The 23,122-nt window shown below is 60.9% G+C and carries 24 protein-coding genes and 3 pseudogenes; 9 read left to right on the top strand and 18 right to left on the bottom strand.

The annotated features are described in order from the left end of the window. The first annotated feature begins 45 nt into the window (after window positions 1–45). Window positions 46–942, top strand: coding sequence for a LysR family transcriptional regulator (locus tag BM416_RS17575; RefSeq protein WP_092488891.1), 897 nt, complete (start codon window positions 46–48; stop codon window positions 940–942). Here the strand turns inward: BM416_RS17575 and BM416_RS17570 are convergent. Continuing rightward, the gene (locus BM416_RS17570; protein WP_092488890.1) at window positions 939–1,856 is read right to left on the bottom strand and encodes a LysR family transcriptional regulator; all 918 of its coding nucleotides are present in this window, start codon (window positions 1,854–1,856) and stop codon (window positions 939–941) included. The genes BM416_RS17575 and BM416_RS17570 overlap by 4 nt on opposite strands. Window positions 1,857–1,961: 105 nt before the next feature. On the opposite strand from BM416_RS17570, the gene BM416_RS17565 reads away from it, so the two are divergent. Genes BM416_RS17565 through BM416_RS17555 form a run of 3 tightly spaced genes read left to right on the top strand, consistent with a single transcriptional unit; the run spans window position 1,962 to window position 4,626 of the window. Beyond that, the gene (locus BM416_RS17565; RefSeq protein WP_027605627.1) at window positions 1,962–2,717 is read left to right on the top strand and encodes a 5-oxoprolinase subunit PxpA; all 756 of its coding nucleotides are present in this window, start codon (window positions 1,962–1,964) and stop codon (window positions 2,715–2,717) included. A 59-nt stretch (window positions 2,718–2,776) separates the two neighbouring features. After that, on the top strand, window positions 2,777–3,655 hold the full coding sequence (locus BM416_RS17560) for a 5-oxoprolinase subunit B family protein (RefSeq protein WP_074847505.1): 879 nt from the start codon (window positions 2,777–2,779) through the stop codon (window positions 3,653–3,655). Next, window positions 3,652–4,626 carry a 5-oxoprolinase subunit C family protein gene (locus tag BM416_RS17555; RefSeq protein WP_092488889.1) on the top strand — a complete coding sequence of 325 codons (975 nt, stop codon included), beginning with the start codon at window positions 3,652–3,654 and terminating at the stop codon, window positions 4,624–4,626. Before BM416_RS17560 ends, BM416_RS17555 begins: the two co-directional genes overlap by 4 nt. A gap of 63 nt (window positions 4,627–4,689) precedes the next feature. Here BM416_RS17555 and BM416_RS17550 read toward each other — a convergent pair whose 3' ends face one another. The 4 genes from BM416_RS17550 to BM416_RS17535 all read right to left on the bottom strand — a co-directional run bounded on the left by BM416_RS17550 (window position 4,690) and on the right by BM416_RS17535 (window position 9,172). Continuing rightward, on the bottom strand, window positions 4,690–6,306 hold the full coding sequence (locus BM416_RS17550; RefSeq protein WP_065925286.1) for an inorganic phosphate transporter: 1,617 nt from the start codon (window positions 6,304–6,306) through the stop codon (window positions 4,690–4,692). Between the two features lie 164 nt (window positions 6,307–6,470). Further along, window positions 6,471–7,490: a transporter gene (locus BM416_RS17545; RefSeq protein ID WP_027605631.1), complete on the bottom strand. Its 1,020-nt coding sequence runs from the start codon at window positions 7,488–7,490 to the stop codon at window positions 6,471–6,473. Between the two features lie 148 nt (window positions 7,491–7,638). Then, entirely contained in the window at window positions 7,639–7,944 is a 306-nt protein-coding gene (locus tag BM416_RS17540; protein WP_027605632.1) for a PepSY domain-containing protein, read from the bottom strand. A gap of 100 nt (window positions 7,945–8,044) precedes the next feature. Next, window positions 8,045–9,172, bottom strand: coding sequence for a glycerophosphodiester phosphodiesterase family protein (locus tag BM416_RS17535; RefSeq protein WP_092488888.1), 1,128 nt, complete (start codon window positions 9,170–9,172; stop codon window positions 8,045–8,047). 232 nt (window positions 9,173–9,404) lie between these two features. On the opposite strand from BM416_RS17535, the gene BM416_RS17530 reads away from it, so the two are divergent. After that, window positions 9,405–9,728 (top strand): DUF2025 family protein, encoded by a 324-nt coding sequence (locus tag BM416_RS17530; RefSeq protein WP_065925256.1) that lies wholly within the window; start codon window positions 9,405–9,407, stop codon window positions 9,726–9,728. 271 nt (window positions 9,729–9,999) lie between these two features. Here BM416_RS17530 and BM416_RS17525 read toward each other — a convergent pair whose 3' ends face one another. Both BM416_RS17525 and BM416_RS17520 read right to left on the bottom strand, forming a co-directional pair. After that, on the bottom strand, window positions 10,000–10,323 hold the full coding sequence (locus BM416_RS17525; protein ID WP_027605635.1) for an antibiotic biosynthesis monooxygenase family protein: 324 nt from the start codon (window positions 10,321–10,323) through the stop codon (window positions 10,000–10,002). After that, entirely contained in the window at window positions 10,320–11,027 is a 708-nt protein-coding gene (locus BM416_RS17520) for a CTP synthase C-terminal region-related (seleno)protein (protein WP_175539080.1), read from the bottom strand. The genes BM416_RS17525 and BM416_RS17520 overlap by 4 nt, the downstream gene beginning before the upstream one ends. An 80-nt stretch (window positions 11,028–11,107) precedes the next feature. On the opposite strand from BM416_RS17520, the gene BM416_RS17515 reads away from it, so the two are divergent. Further along, window positions 11,108–11,989, top strand: a complete 882-nt coding sequence (locus BM416_RS17515; protein ID WP_092488886.1) for a LysR family transcriptional regulator — start codon at window positions 11,108–11,110, stop codon at window positions 11,987–11,989. Between the two features lie 32 nt (window positions 11,990–12,021). Here BM416_RS17515 and BM416_RS17510 read toward each other — a convergent pair whose 3' ends face one another. The 5 genes and pseudogenes from BM416_RS17510 to BM416_RS17495 form a co-directional block, all read right to left on the bottom strand. Then, window positions 12,022–12,543 (bottom strand): DUF1003 domain-containing protein, encoded by a 522-nt coding sequence (locus BM416_RS17510; RefSeq protein ID WP_092488885.1) that lies wholly within the window; start codon window positions 12,541–12,543, stop codon window positions 12,022–12,024. A gap of 84 nt (window positions 12,544–12,627) precedes the next feature. After that, window positions 12,628–13,065, bottom strand: a pseudogene (locus BM416_RS31210) (methyl-accepting chemotaxis protein); the annotation flags it as partial. A 111-nt stretch (window positions 13,066–13,176) separates the two neighbouring features. Further along, window positions 13,177–13,947: pseudogene (locus BM416_RS31205) on the bottom strand (PAS domain-containing protein); the annotation flags it as partial. A 263-nt stretch (window positions 13,948–14,210) separates the two neighbouring features. Continuing rightward, a complete protein-coding gene (locus tag BM416_RS17500) occupies window positions 14,211–15,269 on the bottom strand; it encodes a diguanylate cyclase (RefSeq protein WP_092488883.1) in 1,059 nt (352 codons plus the stop codon). A gap of 190 nt (window positions 15,270–15,459) precedes the next feature. Next, window positions 15,460–16,086, bottom strand: a complete 627-nt coding sequence (locus tag BM416_RS17495; protein ID WP_092488882.1) for a TetR/AcrR family transcriptional regulator — start codon at window positions 16,084–16,086, stop codon at window positions 15,460–15,462. A gap of 123 nt (window positions 16,087–16,209) precedes the next feature. Between BM416_RS17495 and BM416_RS17490 the strand changes: the two genes are divergently transcribed. The 3 genes from BM416_RS17490 (at window position 16,210) to BM416_RS17480 (ending at window position 18,912) form a co-directional block, all read left to right on the top strand. After that, the gene (locus BM416_RS17490) at window positions 16,210–17,268 is read left to right on the top strand and encodes an MBL fold metallo-hydrolase (RefSeq protein ID WP_092488881.1); all 1,059 of its coding nucleotides are present in this window, start codon (window positions 16,210–16,212) and stop codon (window positions 17,266–17,268) included. Window positions 17,269–17,607: 339 nt separating this feature from the next. Continuing rightward, window positions 17,608–18,123 carry a hypothetical protein gene (locus tag BM416_RS17485; RefSeq protein ID WP_092488880.1) on the top strand — a complete coding sequence of 172 codons (516 nt, stop codon included), beginning with the start codon at window positions 17,608–17,610 and terminating at the stop codon, window positions 18,121–18,123. Between the two features lie 231 nt (window positions 18,124–18,354). Next, a complete protein-coding gene (locus tag BM416_RS17480; protein ID WP_092488879.1) occupies window positions 18,355–18,912 on the top strand; it encodes an AAA family ATPase in 558 nt (185 codons plus the stop codon). On the opposite strand, the gene BM416_RS17475 is transcribed toward BM416_RS17480, so the two are convergent. The 6 genes and pseudogenes from BM416_RS17475 to BM416_RS17445 all read right to left on the bottom strand — a co-directional run. After that, the gene (locus BM416_RS17475) at window positions 18,842–19,222 is read right to left on the bottom strand and encodes a helix-turn-helix domain-containing protein (protein WP_092488878.1); all 381 of its coding nucleotides are present in this window, start codon (window positions 19,220–19,222) and stop codon (window positions 18,842–18,844) included. The genes BM416_RS17480 and BM416_RS17475 overlap by 71 nt on opposite strands. A 94-nt stretch (window positions 19,223–19,316) precedes the next feature. Further along, window positions 19,317–20,264, bottom strand: a complete 948-nt coding sequence (locus tag BM416_RS17470) for a hypothetical protein (RefSeq protein WP_092488877.1) — start codon at window positions 20,262–20,264, stop codon at window positions 19,317–19,319. A gap of 486 nt (window positions 20,265–20,750) precedes the next feature. Continuing rightward, on the bottom strand, window positions 20,751–21,398 hold the full coding sequence (locus BM416_RS17460; RefSeq protein ID WP_043293519.1) for an HAD-IB family hydrolase: 648 nt from the start codon (window positions 21,396–21,398) through the stop codon (window positions 20,751–20,753). A gap of 73 nt (window positions 21,399–21,471) precedes the next feature. Then, window positions 21,472–21,648: pseudogene (locus BM416_RS17455) on the bottom strand (HNH endonuclease); the annotation flags it as partial. Further along, a complete protein-coding gene (locus BM416_RS17450) occupies window positions 21,649–22,158 on the bottom strand; it encodes a hypothetical protein (protein ID WP_092488876.1) in 510 nt (169 codons plus the stop codon). A gap of 76 nt (window positions 22,159–22,234) precedes the next feature. Further along, a partial coding sequence (locus tag BM416_RS17445; RefSeq protein WP_092488875.1) for a ribonucleotide-diphosphate reductase subunit beta occupies window positions 22,235–23,122 on the bottom strand: 888 nt, incomplete at its 5' end.

Here is a 23,122-nt window from a genome sequence, read left to right as displayed (position 1 = left end):
TAGCGCTATTCCGGAATCACTGGCCGAATAAGACGAACAATCCCCATGAATAAACTGGAGCTGTTGCGCACCTTCGTGCGCGTTACCGAGCTGTCGAGTTTCACCGGCGCCGGCGAGAGCCTGGGCCTGCCGCGCTCGACGGTGTCGGAACATGTGCAGGCGCTGGAAGAGCTGCTCGGCGCCCGCCTGTTGCAGCGCACCACGCGCAAGGTGCAGGCCACCCAGGATGGCCGCGTGCTGTATGAGCGCAGCAAGGATTTGCTCGCGCACATGGAGGAGTTGGAAGGGCTGTTTCGCCAGGACGAAGCGCAACTGGCCGGGCGGATTCGGGTGGACATGCCCAACATGATGGCGCGGGACTTGATCCTGCCGCGTCTGCCGCAATTCATGGACGCGCATCCGCTGATCGAACTGGAGATCAGCACCACCGACCGCCAGGTCGACCTGCTCGCCGAAGGCTTCGATTGCGTGCTGCGCGTGGGCGCGCAGCCGGACCAGAGCGTGGTGGCGCGGCTGCTGTGCAGCATGCCGATGATCAACTGCGCGAGCGCCACCTACCTGCAACGCTACGGCGTGCCCCGGACACTGGCCGACCTCGCCGACCATCACCTGGTGCATTACGTGCGGCCGTTGGGTGCACGCTCGGCGGGGTTTGAGTACGTGCAGGGCAACAAGGTGCTGCGCATCCCCATGGGCGGGCGGGTCACGGTCAACAGCACCGATGGCTACAAGTCTGCCTGCCTGGGCGGTTTCGGGATTATTCAGGTGCCGGCCCTGGGCATGAGTGACGAATTGGCCAGCGGTGAACTGGTGGCGGTCCTGCCGGACTATCCGGCCCCGCCGCTGGATGTGTCCCTGCTCTACGCAGGTCAGCGGCATTTACCGCTGCGGGTGCGGGTGTTCATGGACTGGTTGGCGGCCATTCTGCATTCGCAGCTTTAACGCCGCGCCGACAGCTGTTGCGGCGCCAGGAAGGCGTCGTGGAAGTAATCGCGAAACGCCTGCATTGCCGGGGTAAAGGCGCGTTCGCGGTGCCAGGCCAGGCCGACGCTCATGGGCGTGACGGGGTCGGTGACGGTCAGGGTTTCGATGCGCTTGCCTTCCAGCGACCAGGGCCGGTGCACCAGGTCCGACAGGATCGCCACGCCGCTGCCATTGGCAACCATGCTGCGCACCGCCTCCACCGAACTGGTGCGCAGCCGCACCTTGGGCGCTTGCCCGGCCTGTTCCCAGTACCGCATGGCGCTGTGTTCGGCCTCATCGACGGTGAGCAGGATGTACGGCTCCTGCGCCACATCCGCCAGGCTCACCGCACCGCGTTCGCATAATGGGTGATGGCTGGGCAGCCATAAACGACGTTCCGAGTTGAACAGGATTTCCGAGACGATCGCCGGGTGGGTGAGGTTCGCGGTGAGGACCACGGCCATGTCGAACTGGCCATCGAGCAGGCCCTGTTCGATGGCCTGGCGCTCCTGCTCGAACACCTCCAGGGTCACATCCGGGTGCCAGTGCTCCATGCGCTGCAAGTGGTGCGGCAGGAAGTAACCCAGCACCGTGTAGCTGGCCGCCAGCCGCAGCACGCCGCTGGCGCGGTAGTCGGGCAACGGGCTGTTCAGCGCGTCGTCGACACTGCGCACAATCACGTAGGCGCGGTTGAGAAAGTGCCGCCCGGCATCGGTGAGGTTCATGCCCTGGGCCGAGCGCACAAACAGCTGCACGCCGAGCAGGGCTTCCAGCTCCTTGATCGCCGTGGTCACTGCAGACTGGGAGATGTTCAGGTGAATCGCCGCCTGGGAAATCTGGCCGATTTCGGCGGTGGCGACGAAGTAGCGGATTTGGCGCAAGGTCAGGGACATGGCTTTATCTGATTTTCAGAAGATAGGCCATCTGATAATAGATCTTCCCAAGGGGTCAAGGCGCAGCCTACTTTCGAGCATCACCTTTTGGCGGAGCGTCCCCCGATGCAGGCAGTGGATTTCAATTCAGACATGGGCGAAGGCTTCGGTCCCTGGACCATCGGCGACGGCGTCGACGCGGAGCTGATGGCCTATATCAGCTCGGCCAATATTGCCACCGGCTTCCATGCCGGCGACCCCGGCACCATGCGCCGCACCGTCGCGCGTGCCAAGCAATTGGGCGTGGCCATCGGCGCGCATCCGGGCTTTCGCGACCTGGTGGGCTTCGGTCGTCGGCATATCCATGCGCCGGCCCAGGAACTGGTGGACGACATGCTCTATCAACTGGGCGCCCTGCGTGAAATCGCCCGCGCCCAGGGCATGACCCTGCAACACATCAAGCCTCACGGCGCGCTCTACATGCACCTGGCCCGCGACGAAGAAGCCGCGCGCCTGCTGGTACAGAACCTGCAAATCATCGAGCCGACGCTGTTGCTGTACTGCATGCCCAACTCGGTGATCTGGCGCGTGGCCAAGGAACTCGGGCAGCCGGTGGTGCGCGAATTCTATGCCGACCGTGAGTACGATCTGACCGGCTCCATTGTGTTTACCCGCAACGTACGTGCACTGGACCCGGCCACGGTCGCGGCCCGCGTCCTGCGCGCATGTCAGACGGGGCTGGTGCGTACCGTAGAAGGCGAAGACCTGTTTATTGAATTCGACTCCATCTGCCTGCACAGCGACACCCCCGGCGCGCTGGAGTTGGTGGAGGCCACCCGTGAAGCGTTGGACCAGGCCGGTATCACAGTCAAAACCCCCTAATAAGATCGCACATTTACTTTTTTGCCTGCCTTTCTATAACGATTCCAAGAGGAACAGACATGGCTGAAACGTCCCCCATCCGCTACAGCTTCGGCGGTGATGAACACCTGTTCGCCGAAGTCAGCGAGAGCATGTCCCTTGAAGCTTTTTTCAAGGGCATGGCCGTGACCCGTGCCGTGGAGCGCCTGGCGCTGGAAGGTGTGCTGGATGTGTGCCTGGCCAATGCCTCGTTCCAGATTCGCTTCGACCCCGACCGCATCGCCCCCCATGTGCTGCTCGACGCCGTGCAGAGCGCCGAAGCCCAGGCCGTGGCCGAACGCACCCTGCACACACGCATCATCGAAATCCCGGTGCTCTATAACGACCCCTGGACCCATGAAACCCTGATGCGGTTTCGCGACCGCCATCAAGACCCCGGCGCCACCGACCTGGAATACGCCGCGCGCATCAATGGCCTGGCCGATGTCGAAGCGTTTATCGCCGCCCACAGTGGTGCGCCGTGGTTTGTCTCGATGGTGGGTTTTGTCGCGGGCTTGCCGTTCATGTTCCAGATGGTCGAGCGCGAGCGGCAGTTGCAGGTGCCCAAGTACCTGCGCCCGCGCACCGACACGCCGAAACTGACCCTCGGCCATGGCGGTTGCTTCGGTTGCATCTACTCGGTGCGCGGCGCCGGCGGCTACCAGATGTTTGGCGTGACCCCGGCGCCGATCTACGACCCCGCGCAGCAGTTGGCCTACCTCAAGGCGCATATGGTGTTCTTCCGGCCGGGTGACATCGTGCAATTCAAACCCATCGACCGGGACGCCTACGACCTGGCGGTTGCCGAGGTGGAGGCAGGACGTTTCGACCTGCGCATTCGCCCGGTGGAATTTTCCCTCGATGCGTTTCTCGCCGACCCCATCGGCTATCCGAAAACCCTGCAGGAGGCGCTGGCATGATCAAGGTCCTCAAACCCGGCCTCGCTACCTCTGTGCAGGACCTGGGCCGCGAAGGTTATTACCACCTGGGCATTCCGCCATCGGGTGCATTGGACCAATACGCCCTGAGTGCGGCCAACCATCTGGTGGGTAACCCGGTGGGCGCTGCCGGCCTGGAATGCACCTTGATCGGGCCGGAACTGGCGTTTCAACGCGATACCCTGGTCGCACTCAGTGGTGCGTTAATGTCGCCGCGCCTGGACGGCGAGGTGGTGCATCAGGACACCGCCTTTGAGGTGCGCGCCGGGCAGGTGCTGCGTTTCGAATTTCCCAGAGCCGGCGCCCGCACTTACCTCGCCGTTGCCGGTGGCATTGACGTGCCGTTGGTGCTTGGCAGCCGTTCCACCTACACCCTCGGCGCCCTTGGTGGTTTCCACGGGCGACGCTTACAGGAGGGCGATGAGCTGCCCATCGGCGAAGCCAGCGGTCTTGGGCGTGCGGGCAACAGTTTGCCGATGGCATTGCGCCGCTCGGTGGGCGGCGATGTCACCTTGCGCGTGGTGCCGGGGCTGTATTACGAGCGCCTGACCTCGGGTGCCAAGCGCAGTTTTTTTGCCGAACCGTGGACGGTCGGCTCCGAGGCGGACCGCATCGGTTATCGCTTCAAGGGCGGCAGTGCGCTGAGCTTTGAACCGCGTGAGCAGCCGTTCGGCGCGGGGTCGGATCCGTCGAATATCGTCGACAGTTGCTACCCCATCGGTTCGATCCAGGTACCGGCGGGGCTGGAGCCGATTGTGCTGCATCGCGATGCGGTATCCGGCGGTGGCTACGCGATGATTGGCACGGTGATCAGTGCCGACCTGGACTTGATCGGGCAGATGCAGCCCAACCAGCGGGCGGGGTTTGTGGCGGTGACGTTGGAGCAGGCGCTGGAGGCGCGGCGGGTGTACAAGAAACGGCTCAAGGCCATGGCGGGACTCTTCAACAACTGACACGACACACATCCAAATGTGGGAGGGGGCTTGCTCCCTCTCACATTTTCAATCTGAGGTTGGTCAGAAGAGTTTGGTGAACAGCCAGTAGAGGCTGCCGGACAGCAGAATCGCCGCCGGCAAGGTGAGCACCCACGCCATCAGCAAATTGCGGATGGTCCGCATCTGCAACCCACCCCCATTGGCCACCATGGTCCCCGCCACACCCGACGACAACACATGGGTGGTCGACACCGGCAGCCCGAACATATCCGCTGCGCCAATGGTCAGCATCGCCACGGTCTCGGCCGAGGCGCCCTGGGCGTAAGTCAGGTGGGTCTTGCCGATCTTCTCGCCCACGGTGACCACGATGCGCTTCCAACCGACCATGGTGCCAAGCCCCAGGGCGATGGCCACGACAATCTTCACCCACAGCGGAATAAAGCGCGTGGCATCGTCGATCTGTTGCTTAAACAGTTGCAGCTTGCCTTGGGTGTCGGCGTCGAAATTGCCGACCTTGCCTTTGTCCATCAGGCGAATGGTTTCGCTACTCAGGTACATGTCGTTACGCACGTTGCCCACGGCTTCGGCGGGGACTTTGGCCAGGGAACCGTAGCCTTTGACCTGGTCACCGATCTGGCCGGCGAGGGCGGCGAGGGCCGGAATCAACTCGGGCGTGGCTTCCTTGGTGCGCATGTAGGTCGACAGCACCGGCCGAGGGTCACCCGCCAACGCCAGCGGCGCTGTTTTCATCAGCGCCACCTGGGTCACTTCGGCGACTGCGGCGAACTGCAACGACTGTTCGGCCGGCATGGCGCGGTTCAGCGCATAGGCCATCGGCAGGGTACCCACCAGGATCAGCATGATCAGGCCCATGCCTTTTTGCCCATCGTTGGAACCGTGGGCAAAGGACACGCCGGTGCAGGTGGCGATCAGCATGCCACGGATCCACCAGGGCGGCGGGGTGTCGCCCTTGGGGGCCTTGTACAACGCACGGTTTTTCACAAAGGCGCGCAGGGCCAGCAACAGCAAGGCGGCAAAGGCGAAGCCGATCAGTGGCGAAAGCAGCAGCGCATAACCGATCTTGATCGCCTGGCTCCAATCCACACCGCTGGTGCCATCACGCCCGTGCATCAAGGCATTGGCCACGCCGACGCCGATGATCGAACCTATCAGGGTATGGGACGACGAGGCCGGCAAACCCAGCCACCAGGTGCCGAGGTTCCACAGGATCGCGGCGATCAGCAACGCGAAGATCATCGCGAAGCCGGCCGATGAACCCACCTGCAGAATCAGCTCCACCGGCAGCAAGGCAATGATGCCGAACGCCACCGCGCCGCTGGACAGCAGCACACCGAGGAAATTGAAGAAGCCCGACCACACCACGGCAAACTGCGGCGGCAGCGAGTTGGTGTAGATCACCGTGGCCACCGCGTTGGCGGTGTCGTGGAAACCGTTGACGAACTCGAAACCCAGGGCAATCAACAGCGCCACCCCCAGCAGCAGGAACGGCGTCCATGTGGTGAGCTGGGCGCCCATTTCGTGCATGTCGTGCATGAGGCTGTAGGCGGTAAACAACAGGCCCATGGCAAGCACGGCGAAGAAAACGATCACCGTCACCAGGCCGGGCTTCTTGTCCAGGCGTGGTTTTGAGTCGACGGAGGATGAGTGCGTGGAGGCAGTCAGGGAAGGGGTGGCCATGCCGGGCATCCGTGTGGGGAGGATGCCGTTCATATTCATTGCAGAATGTTACAGCGATGCTGCCGTAGGTCATTGTTTAGGTAATTGGATCTGCCACCGGTCTACAAAACACCGGAGTACTCATGTGGGAGGGGCGGTGCGACGATTCGACCGTTGATTTCATTTCAATTTGAAAACTTGCGAAACGCCCAGCGCCCGGCGATCAGCGTGAAGGTCGCGACCAACGCCACCAGGATCCAGAACCCCTCCGGGTCCTGTGAAAGCGGCACACCGCCCACGTTCATGCCGAAAAAACCGGCGATGATGTTGATCGGCAACGCCAGCACCGTCACCACGGTAAGGGTGAACAGCGTGCGGCTGCTCTGCTCGTTGAGGTTGGCGGCGATCTCTTCCTGCAGCAGCTTGATCCGTTCGCCCAGCGCCGTCAGGTCGTTGATGATCAGCGCAAACTCCTCGGTGGATTTGCGCAACTCTTTCACGTCTTCCTTTTGCAGCCATTGCGGCGGGCGGTTGAGCAGGCGCAGCAGCGAACCCGGCTCCAACGCGAGCAGGCGTTGCAGGCGCACCAGCACCCGGCGCGCCGCCCCCAGTTCCGCGCGGTTGGTGGACAGGCGCGAGGACAGCAACTGGTCCTCGATATGGTCGACGCTGATGCTGGTCTTGCGCACGATCTGGGTCAGCACTTCCCCCTGGTCGCGCAGCAGGTGCACCAGCAACTCCAGCGGCGAGCGAAAGCGTTCGCCGGCCTTCACCGACGAGCGCAACTTGTCCACCGAGTGCAAGGGTTGCAGGCGTGCGCTGATCAACAGCCGGCTGCGGGCGCAGACCCACAGCGTGGAAATATCCGACGAAACCATGCTGCTGAAGTTGAACACCACGTCGTTGACCACCGCCAGCAAGGCTGAGTCGACGTGTTCGATACGGGTGGAGCGCGAGCCTTCGTGCAGGGCCTCGAAGAATTCTTCGGGCAAGTCCAGGTTGGCCTGCATCCAGCGTTCGCAGGCGGCGTGGGCCAGGTTCAGGTGCAGCCACAGGAACTCTTCCGGGTCTGCGGGTTGCTGCAAGGCCGCGAGGGCCGCGGCCGAATCAATCTGTTCGCCCTTTTCACCGGGACGAAAACGAAAACCGTAAAGCAAGCCAAACAGGTCGGAGTCCTGGTGGCTGTGGTCGAGGCTGTGGTTCATGGAGACTCGCAGAGAAAGCGCCTGTAGGACGTTTCACAGGTTCGCGTGGGCGAATCATTGCAAGGAGGTATGACAGTTATATGACGTTTTAACGCTGCGCATAAAAAAACGCGCCACCCGGAGGTGGCGCGTTTTTTCGAGGTTCAACTCAAGTGTCTTGCTTGTTTTCCAGCACCGCGCCGGTCTTGGCGTCGAGCTTCACTTCAAAACGCTTGCCGGCGGTGTCAGTCAGGTCGACTTCGTAGACCAATACCCCGTTTTTGTGGTCCAGCTCGGTGTCGGTGATGCTGCTACCGGCGTGGGTCGCTACGGCGGCGGCGTTGAGTTTCTCGAACGGCATCACGGCGCCGGACTTGAGCAGGCCTTCAATCTGGTCCGGGCGAACATCGGCCTGGGCCAGGCCGGCGGTCAGGGTCAGGGCGGTGGCGGCGAACAGGGCAGTCAGGGTTTTCATGGTGTGTGTCCTTCTCTGGTGAGCTGTTTAAGTGGCGCCAGATTAACCGGCGCAACTTAACTCATCCTTAATGGCGCACTGACACCAATGCCCGACTCACTCAGTACTTATAGTCGTTCAGCAGGTCTTGCACGCTGGACGACGGCCAGCGCTTGTAGAACTTCAGCAGCTCGGCGGCGCGGTTGGTGAAGATGCCGTCGACGCCGGCCTTCATCACTTTGTCGAAGTCGACTGGCTCATCCACGGTGTAGACGTGTACCAGCAGGCCCTTGTCGTGGGTCAGCTTGTTCATTTCAGGTTTCACCAGGTCGGTGTAGCTCTGGTCGCCGTGGTCGGTCAGCTCAGCCGATGGGCCGGTACCGATAGCGCCGAGGCGCTTGGCTTCGTCGACCCACTTTTCGAACTCGGCGGCGTCTTTCGGCTCTTGCTTGGCGTAGTAGGCGGCCTTGGTGGTTTCGCCGGATTCGGCGAAGGTCTGCGTGGATTTCGGCTCGATGCTGCCCGGGCCAACCCACAACAGCAGGATTTTCGGGGTGTTCGGCATCTCTTTCTGCAGCTCTTTCAAGCTGTCTTTTTCAAACGTCTGCAGCACCACACGGCCCTTGCCCTGGCCGACGCCGGTGTTGCTCTTGCCCAGCTTGGAGCCGGCGGAGCTCAACCAGCCTTTATCCAACAGCTTGTTTTTCAGGTCGGCTTCGATGCCCGGGAATTGCTTGGGCTCCTTGGTTTCGATGTACAGGCCGGGTTTGTGCTGGGGGTTGCCTTCGGCGATCTTGATGATGTCGTCCAGGCTCAGGATCTTCAGGCCAACGAAACCTGGACGCGCACGGTCCGGGTAGGCAGCGTTGAACCAGCTGCCGGCGTCGAGGGTTTGCAGTTCTTTCCAGGTGAACTCGTTGGCCGGAGCGTCCTTGCGCTCAGGGAACTTGGTGGCCACGTCGGTGGTGCGCTGCAGGTTGTTGTCGTGCAGGGCGAACAGCACGCCGTCCTTGCTGCGCTGCAGGTCCAGTTCCAGGTAGTCGGCACCCAGGTCACGCGCGACTTTGTAGGCGGCGGCGGTGGATTCCGGCGCGTCGTAGGACGCGCCACGGTGAGCGATCACGGCGGGGTAGGGAATGCCTTCGTTTGTCGCCAGTTCAGCCGGGCTGATCGGTTCGGCAGCCTGTGCCTGGCCGAGGCCAAGCGCCAGTGCGAGCAGCAGGGCGCTCTTGGAAAACGTGACAGGCATATGCGAAGTCCTTTCGTGGAGGTAGCTTTGAGAAGGCCTCCTTTTTAACAATTGATTGCGAAAGGCGCTATCACCAAACTGACATTAACGTGCGCACGTGCCAATTTTCTCGGTTTTTTTGCGCGGCATTGCAGTACTCTTGCTCGCAGCCGCCCCGTCAGAGGACGGTATTTTCTGCCACGCGTGTAAACCATCTTTCCAGTCCCTGTGGGACTTTTCAGTGAGGTTTACCATGCGCATCACCTCCGAGCTTATCTGCCAGGCCGCCGACCAACTCCGCGGTTTTGTTGGCCTCAACCGCAAGACCGGCCAGTACATCGTGCGTTTCAGCGAAGACTCCTTCGGCATGGACGTGGCCGACGACGGCATTATCCCCACCGCTGAATTTGTCTGGCTGCCGGCCCCCGAGCAGACCATGACCTTGTCCCGCGAGCGTATCCAGTTGCTGCTCGACCAGAATATCGACGATCGCATCAACATCAGCGAGCCGTTGCGCGTGTATATGAAACGGGTGGAAATTCCACAGATCAGTGCGCTGCGCAGTCTGGTGAGCTAGACGGCATAGGCGGTGAGCGAGGGTTCTGTGGCAGGCCGGTTTGTTGTGGTGAGCTGGCCTGTTGTGGTGAGCGGGCTTGCCCCGCGCTGGGGCGCGAAGCGGCCCCTGAGCCAGACGCTGCGGTTAGTCAGGAGAACCGCGTCAACTGAATTGGGGCTGCTTCGCAGCCCAGCGCGGGGCAAGCCCGCTCACCACAACGGGTCCACTCACCACAACCGGCCCATTCACCACAACGGGCCTGCTCACCACAGAGGGCCAGGCGATACGACGGTTACTGGCCTTGGAATGTGTAGGCCCGTTCCACCTTGCACACCCGTGTCTGAAACGCCGAGTACCAGGTGGCGCGTCCTTGTTCGCGCACCGCCCGGTGCTCGGCCTGCTGCTTCCAGGCCAGGATCGCCGCCTCGCTGCTCCAGTAGGACACGGTAATCCCCAGGCCATCCTCCCGCGCCGATTCCACCCCGAGAAACCCCGGTTGATCGCGAGCCAGCTCCAGCATGCGGGCGGCAGCCTGGCCGTAGCCTTGATCGCCGTCGGTGCGCAATGAGCTGAAAATCACTGCGTAGTAGGGTGGGGCGGGGGTCTTGGCGATCATGCGTATTGCTCCTGGCAGGCCTTGAGCAAGGCAATCGCCAAAGGCGGCGTGATGCCCTTGAGGGCGGCGCGTTCAGGCTGGAACAGGGTGGCGACGAAAAATGGATGGTCGAGCAACTCCACCGCGCGCAGATCGCCGGCTGCATCATGCCCGCTGGGAATCATCTCGCGCTCGAGCAGGGCATCGGCGAGTTCGGGGTTGATGCCGTAGCGGCAGCGGTAACCTTCCTCGATGTCAAGACGACCGTAGGCCTCGGCGATGCGCGTGTAGGGTGTCAGGCGCAGGCTGTCGGTGGCGTCTACCAGGGTGCAGCTCAAGGGGGTGATCACTGCGCGTTCGGCGCCCGGCGCCAGCTCGCCATGTTCGGCATCGGCCCAGCCCAGCACGTTGCGGGCGTACTCCAGCACCGCGTGTTGAAAACCACCGCAAGTGCCGAGGAAAGGTCGCCGCTGTTCGCGGGCAAAACGGATCGCTCGCAACGCGCCGTCGGTGTCGCGGTAGGGGCTGGCGGGCACGCACCAGAAACCGTCGAAGCCGTGCAATGCTGTGGTGGGCGTGAGGGTGTCGGTGTCGAGCCATTGCGGGTGAACCTTCAGGCCCAGCGCGTCGGCAGCCAATTGCAATGCAACGGGAATGGCCTGGTGCGCAATGACATCGGGGTTGTAATCGCCGATCAGGGCAAGGTGCAAGGTGGTGGCTTTCATCGTGTGCATCCCATGGCTTGTAGTGTCCTGATGCACATAATAGATTGGCGCCCACGCAATCAATATTGGCGTTTACCCACATGCTCAATGCAGCCACGCACTATCAAATCGATTACCCCGACCTGTCGTTGATCCTCGCCCTGGTGCGTGGCGGCACCCTGGCGCGGGCGGCGGCATTGTTGCGGGTGGATGTGTCCACGGTGTTCCGCGCAGTGCGACGGCTGGAGGCCGCATTGGGCCAGACGCTGTTTGAAAAATGCCGCGCCGGCTACCTGCCCACCAACCTGGCGAGCAACCTGGCACAGCAGGCCGAACGTGCCGAACAAGCGCTGGAGGCGGCGCGCATCGGCGTGGAGCAAGGTGGCGAGGTGATCAGCGGCACGGTGCGCCTGACCTGTACCGACTCGGTGCTGCAAGGGTTGTTGCTGCCGGCGCTGGTGCAGTTCATGCCGGACTACCCGGCGCTGACCCTGGAGCTGAGCACGTCGAATGATTTCGCCAACCTCAGCCGCCGCGATGCCGACATCGCCCTGCGCCTGACCAGGACTCCGCCGGCGCATCTGGTCGGCCGTTGCCTGGGGGCCGTGGCGTATCAGGTGTGTGCCAGCCCCACGTATGCCCATCAACACGCCGCACGCTCACTGGCGGACCTGGCGTGGATCGCGCCGGACGACTTCCTGCCCGACCACCCCACGGTGAGCTGGCGTCGCGAACACCTGCCCGGCGTACGTCCCAGCTATCGCTGCAACAGCATGTTGTCGGTGACCGAACTGGTGCGGGCGGGGTTGGGGGTGGCGGCGCTGCCGGACTTTCTGCTGGATGACGGCCTGCAACCCCTGGGCCCCGCGTTGGCCGGGCACGACACCGCGTTATGGCTGCTGACGCGCCCCGATTGCCGCGCATTGCGCTCGGTGGTGACGCTGTTTGATGAGTTGGGCCGGCATGTGCAGATGAAACCCTGACACACCCTCCCTCCCACATGGAATTGGCGTTGTTATTGAGGTTTTCGCACGTAGTGCTCATGCATTTCGCACGTCAGGGTTTCGATGTGTTCGGTCAGTTGCTTGGTCATTTCCGTCAGCCGGGTGTTTTGCTCCAGCAATTCCAGCAGCTGTCTGGTGGTTTGCGCGGCCTGGGCCTGGCGTTCGGAATTGGCGATGGCCAGGGCTTCACGGTGTTGCGCGTCGGCGTCGGACTGGGCTTTGTCACGGGCCGCCTGGCGCGTCTGGGCCAGCAGGATCAGCGGCGCGGCATAGGCGGATTGCAGGCTGAAGGCCAGGTTCAGGAGGATGAACGGGTACACGTCGAAGTGGGTGATGCCGGTTACGTTCAGCACCACCCACAAGATCACGATCGCGGTTTGCGCACCGAGGAAGGTCGGTGTACCAAAGAAGCGCGCAAAGGCCTCGGCCTTGAGGGCAAAGGTATCGTTGCCGAAGGTCGGCGCCAGGTGGGCGTGGCGGCGGTGAAAACGCAGGTGATCGACGGGGGCGGTTTCGGGCTTGTCGGGGGTCATGGTGGGCTCGGGTCATCAACGTTAAGACAGTGAATCACTATAGTCCTGGCGACCTGTCTTACACATGAATAACCCGTGGCCTACTTAGTGGACACCCCGCTCATTGGCAAACGCACTCACCGCGTGCACCGCCTCGCTGGTGCCTTCGCGAATCTCCAGCATCACCGTACCGGCCTGGTCGGCCAGCTCCACGCCCTGGGCGGCGCGGTCTCGGGTCGCGTCCATGCTGTCGATGGCTTGGCGGGTTTCAGCCTGGATCACCGCGATCATGCTGGAAATCTCCGTGGTGGACCCGCTGGTGCGTGCCGCCAACTGCCGCACTTCATCGGCCACTACGGCAAAACCACGGCCTTGTTCACCCGCGCGCGCCGCTTCGATAGCGGCATTGAGTGCCAGCAGGTTGGTTTGTTCGGCAATGCCGCGAATGGTGTTGACGATGGTGGTGATCTGCTGCGAACGCTCGCCCAGCTTGGCGATCAGCTGCGAGGAGTTGTCGATGTCTGAGGAGATTTCACGCATGCCGCTGGCTGTTTTCTGGATCACGTCGGCGCCTTTTTCCGCCATGTCCTGGGTGTGCAGCGACAGGTGATAGGCCTGGGCGGCGCTCTGTGCGTCGGCGGCGTGTTGTTGCACGCGAGCGGTGATATCCGAGGCGAATTTCACCACTTTGCACAGGCGTCCGCTGGCATCGTACACCGGGTTGTAGCTGGCTTCGAGCCAAACGGGCCGGCCGTTTTTATCCACGCGCTCGAACTGGCCGCTGAACAATTCACCCTGGTTCAGGCGTCGCCAGAACTCGCTGTAGGCTGAGCTCGCGGCGGTCTCTGGGGTGCAGAACAGACGATGATGCTGACCCTGGATCTGCGCCAGGCTGTAGCCCATGCGCTGCAGGAAGTTGGCGTTGGCGGTGATGATCGTGCCGTCGAGGTTGAACTCGATGACGGCCATGGCCCGGCCGATGGCTTCCAACTTGGCGTTGGCCTCGCTTTCGGCCTGCAGGCGCGGGGTAACGTCCAGGGCGTACTTCACCACTTTGATCACGCGGCCCGCGTTATCACGTACCGGGGTGTAGCTGGCTTCCAGCCACACCGACTGACCATTGCCGCCCACCCGTTCAAAGGTACCTGATTGGAACTGACCCTTTTGCAGGTTGGCCCAGAGTTGCTGGTACTCGGCGCTGCGGGCGAAGGCGGGCGTGCAGAACATCCGGTGGGATTGGCCTTCGATCTGCTCGGCGCGGTAGCCCAGGGTACTGAGGAAGTTGTCATTGGCCCGCAGCACGAGGCCTTGCGGATCGAATTCGATCACCGCCATGGAACGTTCGATGGCGTCCAGCAGGCTGGCCTGGTGAGCCACGGTGTGTTGCAGGGTATCGATGGTTTTCTTATGGGCGTTGAATAGCATGTTCGGGGGCTCGGGCAAGCACGCGTCTGGGAGTATCCATGTATGGGCGCCTGCCTCCGTAAGGCATTTGCCTACGGTTGACCTGCTCATTGTCAGCTCCCTTGTGCTGACAGCGGGGGGTGGAACAACGGGTTAAGAGTCATCAGCCTGACAAGAAGTTCGCCCCATGGGCAGGACCATTTTTGGGTAGGCGACCAATGGAAGCATTGTGCTATCTCGTGCGGGGCTGCACGGAGTATTCAGACCGGTGTCGTAGGACAACGTCAGGCGGAACAGGCTATCCGGTCGTCGTTGACACTGACTCGATTACGCCCGGTGTCCTTGGCGGCATAAAGTGCCCGGTCCGCCGCGTTCAGCCACATGGCTGCGTCGGTGAAGCGCGGCTGGAAGTCCGCCAGGCCGATGCTCAGGCTGACGCGCAATTCCGGTATGTGCGGGGTGCGGTAGTTGCCGAATGTTTCGCGCATCTGCTCCATGATCTGCGCCGCTTGCTCCAGAGGCATTTGCGGAAGAATCACACAGAACTCATCGCCACCGTAACGTCCGGCCAGGTCGTTTTCCCGCAGGTTGCGCCGCAGTTCCAGGCTCAGCTGCCGCAGCACCGTGTCGCCGACGATATGGCCATGGGTATCGTTGATCCGCTTGAAGTGGTCAATATCGATCAATGCGATGGTGGCGTGGCTTTGCTGCTGCTGGCACTTGTGGAACTTGAGGTGCAGCAGGTCTTTCCATGAGCCGTGGTTGAGCAGGCCGGTGAGGCTGTCGGTGCGGCTCAGGGCACTGAGGGCGCGTTTATGTTCCGAGAGCTTGATCGCCAGTTGATAACAGACCATGCCGATGGCCATGGGGTAGAGGGTCAGCATCGGCAGGCAGGAGTAGACCTGCAGCAGGCTGACGTCGGGGTTGAACTGGATGCCGAACAGCGCCCATGCCACGCCGATCCCCAGCCCCTGGGCGAGCAGGCCACGCAGGAACAGGCGCCGGCCGCCGGCGGCGACGTTATTCATGGTCATCATCGACAGGATGGTCACCGCTGTCAGCGGCGTGAACTGCGTGGCCGCCGCCCAGAACCCGCCGAGTACCGAGTCATACAGGAAGTTGCGCTGTTCAGCCTGATAAGGGAACGGCGAGCGGGTGGACAGCTGGTACGCCAGGTGCGCCCAGGCAAACCCATTGAACAGCAGTAATGCCCAGACCCAGCCCGGCATGGCGAGCGGGTACAGGGCGCCGGTGACGCTGATGCTGCCGACACCCAGGCCGATGATCCTTGGCTGGTAGATACGCCGGGCAAATGAGAGCCCTTTGCCTCGTCTGTTTTCCATAAATTCCTGGTTCAGCTGTTTTTCACATTTACCGCGGCGCGCGGTCACCGGATCGACCGTTGATCGGATAAGGCCTGTGAATATTGTCAGTTATTCCCATGGGAATAATCAGTGGCCTTCCAGGCCATTTGCGCAAAACAGAGGGCGAATGCGTCAAAAGCGACCAGGAATGTCGCTCCTGCAACGGTTTTTACTCGGGGCAGGGGGCGCTGACTTCGTAGCCGGCCAGGAACAGGTCGATGGCCGAGTCAATGACGCGCGCCTGATGGGCGGCATCCAGGGTCGGCTGGCCCAACGTGATCTGCGGCCAGAACGCGAAGGCCTTGAGCAGGCTTTGGATCTGGTGGGCGGCAAACGCCGGGTCGGTGCAGGAGAGGCGGCCGTCTTCCTGGGCGGCGCGTACCCACTGGGTAAAGCCTTCTTCGCGCTGGCTCAGGCGGGTGACCATGTCTTGCGCACGTTCCGGCGAGTGGATGGTGGCGGCGATGGCTACCCGGGCCAGATCGAGAAAATTGGTGTCCGACATCATCTTCATCTTGGCTTCCAGCAACCCGCGCAATTGTTCGCGCAGCGGACGCTCGCTGGTGTAGCTGACGTCGAGTTGGGCGACGCTGCTGGCCCAGAGCTGGTGAAGGATTTCGGCGAACAGTTCTTCCTTGCTGGGGAAATGGTTATACACCGTGCGCTTGGAAACCCCAGCGGTGGCGGCGACCTTGTCCATGCTGGTGACCTCGAAGCCGTTATCGCGAAACTCAGCGATGGCCGCTGCCACGATGGCTTGGCGTTTGCGGTCGGTGAGGCGTTGAGGGGCAGTCATGGGTGGCGTTCGGCTCTTGAGGGTAAATTACACTGGGCAGTTTACTTGCTGCGGATTTTGTTGCAATCTTGAAACTACACTGTGCAGTGTAACTTATGAGCGGACCGTAGGAGTCACTCTGTAATGGCCACCATCTCAACCCGCCTCAAGTCTCCACCTGCGGCGCCCAAGCCTGCCGAGCAGGACTTGGGGCGCTTCAGCAACGAGGCCCCCGTGCAGCACGGTGGCTTTGGCAAGACCTTGCGTATCTTCTGGAACATGCTGTTTAACAAGCCACGCAGTACGCGGCCGGTGGGGCAGATCCCGGTGCAACCGCTGACCCGCGAGCAATTGTTGGCGGCGCCTGATCACAGCGTGTTCCGCCTGGGGCATTCCACTGTGTTGCTGAAAATGCGCGGCAAGTTCTGGCTGACCGACCCGGTGTTCGCCGAGCGTGCCTCGCCATTCAGTTGGGCTGGCCCCAAGCGTTTTCATCAGCCGCCTATCCGTCTTGAAGAGCTGCCGCCCCTGGAGGCGGTGATTCTTTCCCACAACCACTACGACCATCTTGACCATAAGGCTGTGGTCCAATTGGCCGACAAGACCCGTTACTTTCTCGCGCCGCTGGGCGTGGGCGACATCCTGGTCAAGTGGGGTGTCGACGCCAGCAAAGTGCGGCAGCTGGATTGGTGGCAAGGCACCGAGGTGGATGGCATTCGCTTTGTCGCCACGCCGGCGCAGCACTTTTCCGGGCGCGGCCTGTTTGATGCCAACCAGACCCTCTGGTGTTCCTGGGTGATGATCGACGGCACGCGCCGTATCTTTTTCAGCGGTGACACCGGCTACTTCGACGGCTTTAAACGCATCGGCGAACAGTACGGCCCGTTCGATCTGACGTTGATGGAAACCGGTGCTTACAACGTTGACTGGCCCCATGTACACATGCAGCCGGAGCAAACCCTGCAAGCGCATATCGACCTCAGGGGCCGCTGGCTGCTGCCGATCCACAACGGCACTTTCGACCTGGCGTTCCATGCCTGGCACGAACCTTTCGACCGCATCATGGCGCTGGCGTGGGAGCGCAATGTGTCGATTACCACACCGCCGATGGGCCAGGCGTTCAGCTTGAACCAGCCGGAGCGTGGATATGCATGGTGGCTGGAAGTGGAAACCCAGGGTGCACAAGAGCACCTTGTGGGCTGAGGGCGCAGAGGTAATGGAAAAGGAGTTTTCAAGCTGTTTCGGGTCTGCGACAGGCGCCGGCGAAGGATGCGATGATCCCTGGAAAGTGTTTTCAGGGGAGGCGTACCGATGGACAGCATATGCAGATGGTTTTTGCGAGCAGATGCGGTTTGCCAGGTTGGCCAGCCGTTGTCTGCGCTCTTGGGCATGGCCGATTCGGCATCTCCAGGCCGCCGTCCTTCCCCCGATCAAGTGCCCCCCCGCAGTATCGAGTTTGATGTCGATCTCCCCCCTCAAACCCACCCCAAGGGTGGCGTCCTGATCCCCGGGTATAACGTACCGGCAATTCCCATCAGACCCATGCCTGATCCCTCGTTGACGCTGATTGCCCTGAGCGGTATCGACCCAGAGGGCCCGGTGATGGTGGAGGTACCCCTGGTGCAGAACAACAGCCGCTTTGCCGCCATGCAAGCGTTGGCCGGCAGGCGCGTGGGGTATGCCGAACGATATGGACATGGCGAGGCTCATGAGCCGATTCAACACCGTGCGTCCTTCATGCGGGCACTGGACGTTCTGCGCCGGGCCGGGGCGCAACTGATACCAGTGCCGTCGCAACGTGCCGACAGTGCCTTCATATTCAACCTGCATACGCATAATGAAATCGATGAACTGGTGAATGAGTACCGCCTGGATGCCCTGGTGTCTGACAATGAAAGTGCTGCGTTCCATGCTGCCTGCTGGAGTGGTTACCCGAAGTTCGCCGAGGCTCTCGATGACGGCGGGGCGTTGTGGTTCTACGGTGCGCGATGGTCGAAGGAATCGTTGGCGGCCCTGGCGCAGGGTTATCGCAATGCTAGTTGCCTGGAAAGTGCATAGCATGGGCTGCCTGGGGCGGTAGCCTCCGGCAAGGATGAAATGGGCATGCCGACCCGCGCGCACTTTATTATTTATTATCGGCTGCCCACCGGGCCGAACCGCCACCGACGACCGTGACCCATGGTTTTGAGCAGGCTGCTCATGTAGCCTCCAGGCCGGCGCTCCCAGGCGCCAGCGGTTCTCGATACCTGGCGTTGCCGGGGTTTACACTCTGCACCATGGAGGAACGCCATGGCTTATCGCATTCATATTCTCGGCGCCGCAGGAGCAGGCACCTCGACCTTGGGCAGGGCCCTGGCCGAACGCCTGCAGATTGCCTACTTCGACACCGACTATTTCTACTGGCAGCAAACCGACGCCCCCTTCACCGTTGCCCGGCCCAAGGATGAACGCATCCGCCTGCTGCAGGAGCAGACTGCGGGCCTGGAAGGCTGGGTGGTGTCCGGTTCACTGTGCGGCTGGGGCGACGCGATGATCGCGCGGTTCACCCATGTGGTGTTCCTGCGTCTTGACCCGCACGTGCGCCTGCACCGCCTGCGCCTGAGGGAAGTGCAACGCTACGGTGATGAAATCCTGGAAGGTGGCAGTCGCCACGAGAACAGCGTCGCCTTCCTGGCCTGGGCCGCTCGTTACGACAACGGCAACCACAGCCTACGCAGCCTGCGTCGGCATGAAACCTGGTTGGCGGCACTGACCTGTCCGGTGATCCGCTTGGACTCTACGCACCATTCGGCTGGGGAGTTGGTGAATCAATTGATGCCGCTGTTGAGCCCATCAACCGCGACATAATGTTTTGTGCTGCGGGTTCGGCAGGGGCGGTGTCAAACCGCCGTACACTCATGCCCCACCCCGGCGCAAACCCCGGGAAAAACACCAGCCCTTGCGCCTCCAACCGAAACGCCAATGCCAGGCGGGTTTCATCAGCCACGTCGCCCTGGCTTTCGAACTGTTGGATGACATCCACCGTCACACCCGCCTGGCGGGCCAGCTCCTCGCGGCTCCAGCCCAGCATCGCGCGGGCCTGTACGCTGTGTTTGGCGGTGAATTGATGCAGGACGATCTGCTGTTCTACGAAAGAGCTCATTGCCAGGGAGGACATGGGGTTTCTCCAGGGTTCGACGGGGGAGGGGAAACTATACTGTGTTTTTGTACAGTTGTTTTGACCGCTCATCAACTGGATGCTTATCGACCCACTATTCCAACCCCGGCGCCTCACGAATGATCAGGTGATCGAGATTCTCGATATTCGCGCTGAACACCCCGAACGTCTGCTCGGGGTTTTTCTTGCTGGGCACTTGTTTCAGCTCCGGTGTCACCCCGTAGAAGAAACAATACAACGCCCGCTCACTGTCCGCCGCCGCCCTGATCTGCTCCAGGAACGCCTTGCGCTTGCGGTAGTTCTCGATGAGCTTTTTGCTCAGGTAGACGTTGACCGAGTAGGGCTTTTTGTCGAGCCACACCTTCTTTTCGAAGTCGATGCGAAAGCTGCTGGTGTAGTCCTTGATCGCTTTGATCTTGCCCCAGTAGATCAGGCCCTTGTTGTCTTGCAGGTATTCGATCTTCTTGAAAAACGCCGCGTAAGTCGCGGTGTGCTCGCCGATCTTCAACGGCATGCTTTTCAGCTTTTCCTTGTCGTCGATGTTCGACACATAACATTCCACCGGGTGGGCGAACACGCTGGTTTTTTCCGGGGTGGTGTCGCTGGCACTGACAGATTCGTCGCTGCGGGGTGAAGGTGTTTTCGCTGAATCTTGTGGGACCAGCCCCTCGGTGCCGCCCATCGCGGTTTTACGCTCGTACGTACGACGGGTCAGGACAAATTCAGATGGGAAATTATCCTCACGCTCATCGTCGCTTTCGCCTGCTGCACCCTTGTGGAGACTGGCATAGCGGCAGCCGTCGATATGCCGGGTGCTCGGCGTGTTTTTGAAGTGCGGGGTGCGTTGGTAGTTGACGTTCCTGGCGTTGAACGTGCTCAGCACATTGCCTGCTTCGAAGGCGGCACGACAGGCATCGTTGGGGCACAGGAAACTGTCCTGGTCGGAATCGTAGGCGGCGGTTTCGTCGAAATTCAGGTCTCGTACGTCGTAGATCGACAGCTTGTCATCGAGACTCAGGCTGTAGGCCGTGTCGAATTTCATGGGGCTCGGGTCCGTGAGATGAATAGCGGGATACTACGCAAATATCAGCCGTTACGGAGGGCAAAATGTAGCCGGCTTGATCGACGATAACCGGTGTTCAATCCCCGTTATGAGCTCTAAGCGTGGCGTTCGTCGGGTGGTTGCCATAGAACTATGCAATAGAGCATCCTCGGCCTGTCATTTCTCCCAGCCATTCCCTACCCCGTGGGGCGCGAGTTGATCATCCCGCCGAGTTGATGCACGGGGCTGAAATAAGCCAATTCGTAGATAAAAATACTCGAGCCGTGGAAGACTTTACTTCCCGGTTCGATGTCGTTCATTACGACGACAAGGCTGCATTTCACTACGGTTCGATACGTTCAGAACTGGAAAAGAAGGGCACGCCAATCGGCGTTAATGATCTTCATATCAAACCGTAGGAGCTGTCGAGCCTCAGCGAGGCTGCGAGGGGATCACTCGGTCCCCTCGCCAACCCCGCCCCCCGCATCACCGCTGCAACCGAGCCCGCTTTTTCTTCTTCGCATGAAAATGCCGAAAATGCGCATCCTGTGCCGCCGCCAACAACTCCCGATCCCCACGCGTATCGCCCCAGGCCCGCAGCCGATACTCGCCCAAATCGCCATACACCGCTTCCAGCCGCAGCACTTTATTCTCACACCGGCAGTTATTCCCGGTGAGCTTGCCGGTCAACACCCCGTCGACCACCTCAAGCTCGGTGCCAATCAACTTGATCCCGAGCCGATCGGCAAACGGCTGCAACACCAACGCCGGCGACGCCGAACACAGCGTCACCACCGCCCCCGAGCCCAACTCCTGCTCCACCGACAACACCCCGGCCGGGCGCATCAACCGTGCCCAATTGCGCTGGCAATACTCCTCGGCCTTCTGCTGCACCCACGTCTTCTCCACCCCGGTCATAAAGGTGCGGATCAACTGCGCCTTCAACTCATCCCGGCTGATCTGCCGCACCAAAAAGCGCAGCCCGGGCACGGCCAGCTTGACCATCCGGCCATAAAACTCGCCGGTGCCAAAGGCGAACTTGAGGAAGGGCACGAAACTGTCGTGGTGGGTCAGGGTGCCGTCGAAGTCAAAGACGGAAAGTACTTTGGCATCCACAGGGCCGGCTTCGAGCATGTCTGGGTTCACGGGTTGGCCTCGGTCCTATCTAGTATTTTTTTGAGCGTGCATCAGGTGTGACAGCAGGAGTCTACTCCCGTGCCAATCTTCCGACCTTGGCGTAAAGCCCTTCGGTGAAAGCCTCCCGGTCACTCGACCGGTGACAACGCTGATGGCAATTGGGGCACAAGGCTACAGCATTGGTGATGCGATCCGAACCCTTCTGGGCCAGGTGCTTGACGTGATGTACTTCAAGAAATGGCAATCCTCACGGGTAGTCCATTTGTTCCAGTCGCTCAAGGGCCTTGTCCAGAGCTGTTCGTTGTTCGTATAACCTCAAGCGCAGGTCGAGACGCTGTTCTTCTTGCTTTGCGATTGTCAGCGCCGTGGGATTATCCCGTAGCTGTAGCGCCTGCTGATGGATCATTTCAATGTTGTTGGCGACGATGTTTACTGCTCTCTTCGCAGAAATTTTGTCTGCTTTGGCCATATGTTGGGCTTTCAACAAAATACCGCTTGCAATCAAACTACCGCCGGCTGCGGCGATGGTGTAGCTGACAAGTGCGGCGGCTAGTTTAAGGTCAGTAAAGTATTTAGCCGCTTCGCCATTAGCAGCGATCTCTTGCAAGCTATAGGAAAGATATCCACCCACGAGTGCTAGAACAAAACCTGTGATGTAGAGGACGAACGGATTTCTGAAGACAAATCCACCTAGAAACATCCAGGCAGCCATTCCGAGTATCGTGATAATTAATAGTGTGGCGTAGAGCAGTTCCATTTGCTGATGTGACCTTCTAAATGCTATTTGCAAAAAAAGAGCTGCCCTTGGGCAGCTCTTTTTGGTGGTATTGACTTCAATCCCAGCTCAGCGCACCGCCGGTCTGATACTCGATCACACGGGTTTCGAAAAAGTTTTTCTCTTTCTTCAAATCCATGATTTCACTCATCCACGGGAACGGGTTGGTCGTCCCCGGATACTCTTCCTTCAACCCAATCTGCGACAGGCGACGGTTAGCGATGAACTTCAGATAGTCTTCCATCATCGCAGCGTTCATACCGAGCACACCGCGCGGCATGGTGTCGCGCGCATATTCAATCTCCAGCTGAGTCCCCTGCAGGATCATCTGGGTCGCTTCTTCCTTCATCTCGGCATCCCACAGGTGTGGGTTTTCGATCTTGATCTGGTTGATCACGTCGATACCGAAGTTCAAGTGCATCGACTCATCGCGCAGGATGTACTGGAACTGTTCCGCCACGCCGGTCATTTTGTTGCGGCGGCCCATGGACAGGATCTGGGTGAAGCCGCAGTAGAAGAAGATGCCTTCCAGTACGCAGTAGTAGGCGACCAGGTTGCGCAGCAGTTCCTTGTCGGTGTCGACGGTGCCGGTTTCGAACTTCGGATCGGAGATCGAGCGGGTGTATTTCAGGCCCCAGGCTGCCTTTTTGGCGACCGATGGAATCTCGTGGTACATGTTGAAGATCTCGCCTTCATCCATGGCCAACGATTCGATGCAGTACTGGTAGGCGTGGGTGTGGATCGCTTCTTCGAAGGCCTGGCGCAGGATGTACTGGCGGCATTCCGGGTTGGTGATCAGGCGGTAGACGGCCAGGACCAGGTTGTTCGCGACCAACGAATCCGCAGTGGAGAAGAAGCCGAGGTTGCGCATGACGATGCGGCGTTCGTCGTCGGTCAGGCCTTCGGGGTTTTTCCACAGGGCGATGTCGGCGGTCATGTTGACCTC

It is taken from the genome of Pseudomonas sp. NFACC42-2 (assembly GCF_900116055.1).
GTDB classification, from domain to species: domain Bacteria; phylum Pseudomonadota; class Gammaproteobacteria; order Pseudomonadales; family Pseudomonadaceae; genus Aquipseudomonas; species Aquipseudomonas marginalis.
Note: the sequence above shows the minus strand (reverse complement) of the source record. Positions and strands in the feature narration are given on the sequence as shown.

What these genes read in the sequence shown, in the direction of transcription:
- BM416_RS17525 (WP_027605635.1), bottom strand. Translation starts at nt 10,323, where the DNA reads ATGATCGCCAAGACCCCCGCCCCACCCTACTACGCAGTGATTTTCAGC.
- BM416_RS17555 (WP_092488889.1), top strand. Translation starts at nt 3,652, where the DNA reads ATGATCAAGGTCCTCAAACCCGGCCTCGCTACCTCTGTGCAGGACCTG.
- BM416_RS17450 (WP_092488876.1), bottom strand. Translation starts at nt 22,158, where the DNA reads ATGGAACTGCTCTACGCCACACTATTAATTATCACGATACTCGGAATG.
- BM416_RS17535 (WP_092488888.1), bottom strand. Translation starts at nt 9,172, where the DNA reads ATGCCTGTCACGTTTTCCAAGAGCGCCCTGCTGCTCGCACTGGCGCTT.
- BM416_RS17520 (WP_175539080.1), bottom strand. Translation starts at nt 11,027, where the DNA reads ATGAAAGCCACCACCTTGCACCTTGCCCTGATCGGCGATTACAACCCC.
- BM416_RS17530 (WP_065925256.1), top strand. Translation starts at nt 9,405, where the DNA reads ATGCGCATCACCTCCGAGCTTATCTGCCAGGCCGCCGACCAACTCCGC.
- BM416_RS17510 (WP_092488885.1), bottom strand. Translation starts at nt 12,543, where the DNA reads ATGACCCCCGACAAGCCCGAAACCGCCCCCGTCGATCACCTGCGTTTT.
- BM416_RS17570 (WP_092488890.1), bottom strand. Translation starts at nt 1,856, where the DNA reads ATGTCCCTGACCTTGCGCCAAATCCGCTACTTCGTCGCCACCGCCGAA.
- BM416_RS17470 (WP_092488877.1), bottom strand. Translation starts at nt 20,264, where the DNA reads ATGAAATTCGACACGGCCTACAGCCTGAGTCTCGATGACAAGCTGTCG.
- BM416_RS17540 (WP_027605632.1), bottom strand. Translation starts at nt 7,944, where the DNA reads ATGAAAACCCTGACTGCCCTGTTCGCCGCCACCGCCCTGACCCTGACC.
- BM416_RS17550 (WP_065925286.1), bottom strand. Translation starts at nt 6,306, where the DNA reads ATGGCCACCCCTTCCCTGACTGCCTCCACGCACTCATCCTCCGTCGAC.
- BM416_RS17495 (WP_092488882.1), bottom strand. Translation starts at nt 16,086, where the DNA reads ATGACTGCCCCTCAACGCCTCACCGACCGCAAACGCCAAGCCATCGTG.
- BM416_RS17515 (WP_092488886.1), top strand. Translation starts at nt 11,108, where the DNA reads ATGCTCAATGCAGCCACGCACTATCAAATCGATTACCCCGACCTGTCG.
- BM416_RS17475 (WP_092488878.1), bottom strand. Translation starts at nt 19,222, where the DNA reads ATGTCCTCCCTGGCAATGAGCTCTTTCGTAGAACAGCAGATCGTCCTG.
- BM416_RS17575 (WP_092488891.1), top strand. Translation starts at nt 46, where the DNA reads ATGAATAAACTGGAGCTGTTGCGCACCTTCGTGCGCGTTACCGAGCTG.
- BM416_RS17480 (WP_092488879.1), top strand. Translation starts at nt 18,355, where the DNA reads ATGGCTTATCGCATTCATATTCTCGGCGCCGCAGGAGCAGGCACCTCG.
- BM416_RS17500 (WP_092488883.1), bottom strand. Translation starts at nt 15,269, where the DNA reads ATGGAAAACAGACGAGGCAAAGGGCTCTCATTTGCCCGGCGTATCTAC.
- BM416_RS17560 (WP_074847505.1), top strand. Translation starts at nt 2,777, where the DNA reads ATGGCTGAAACGTCCCCCATCCGCTACAGCTTCGGCGGTGATGAACAC.
- BM416_RS17565 (WP_027605627.1), top strand. Translation starts at nt 1,962, where the DNA reads ATGCAGGCAGTGGATTTCAATTCAGACATGGGCGAAGGCTTCGGTCCC.
- BM416_RS17490 (WP_092488881.1), top strand. Translation starts at nt 16,210, where the DNA reads ATGGCCACCATCTCAACCCGCCTCAAGTCTCCACCTGCGGCGCCCAAG.
- BM416_RS17545 (WP_027605631.1), bottom strand. Translation starts at nt 7,490, where the DNA reads ATGAACCACAGCCTCGACCACAGCCACCAGGACTCCGACCTGTTTGGC.
- BM416_RS17460 (WP_043293519.1), bottom strand. Translation starts at nt 21,398, where the DNA reads ATGCTCGAAGCCGGCCCTGTGGATGCCAAAGTACTTTCCGTCTTTGAC.
- BM416_RS17485 (WP_092488880.1), top strand. Translation starts at nt 17,608, where the DNA reads ATGCCTGATCCCTCGTTGACGCTGATTGCCCTGAGCGGTATCGACCCA.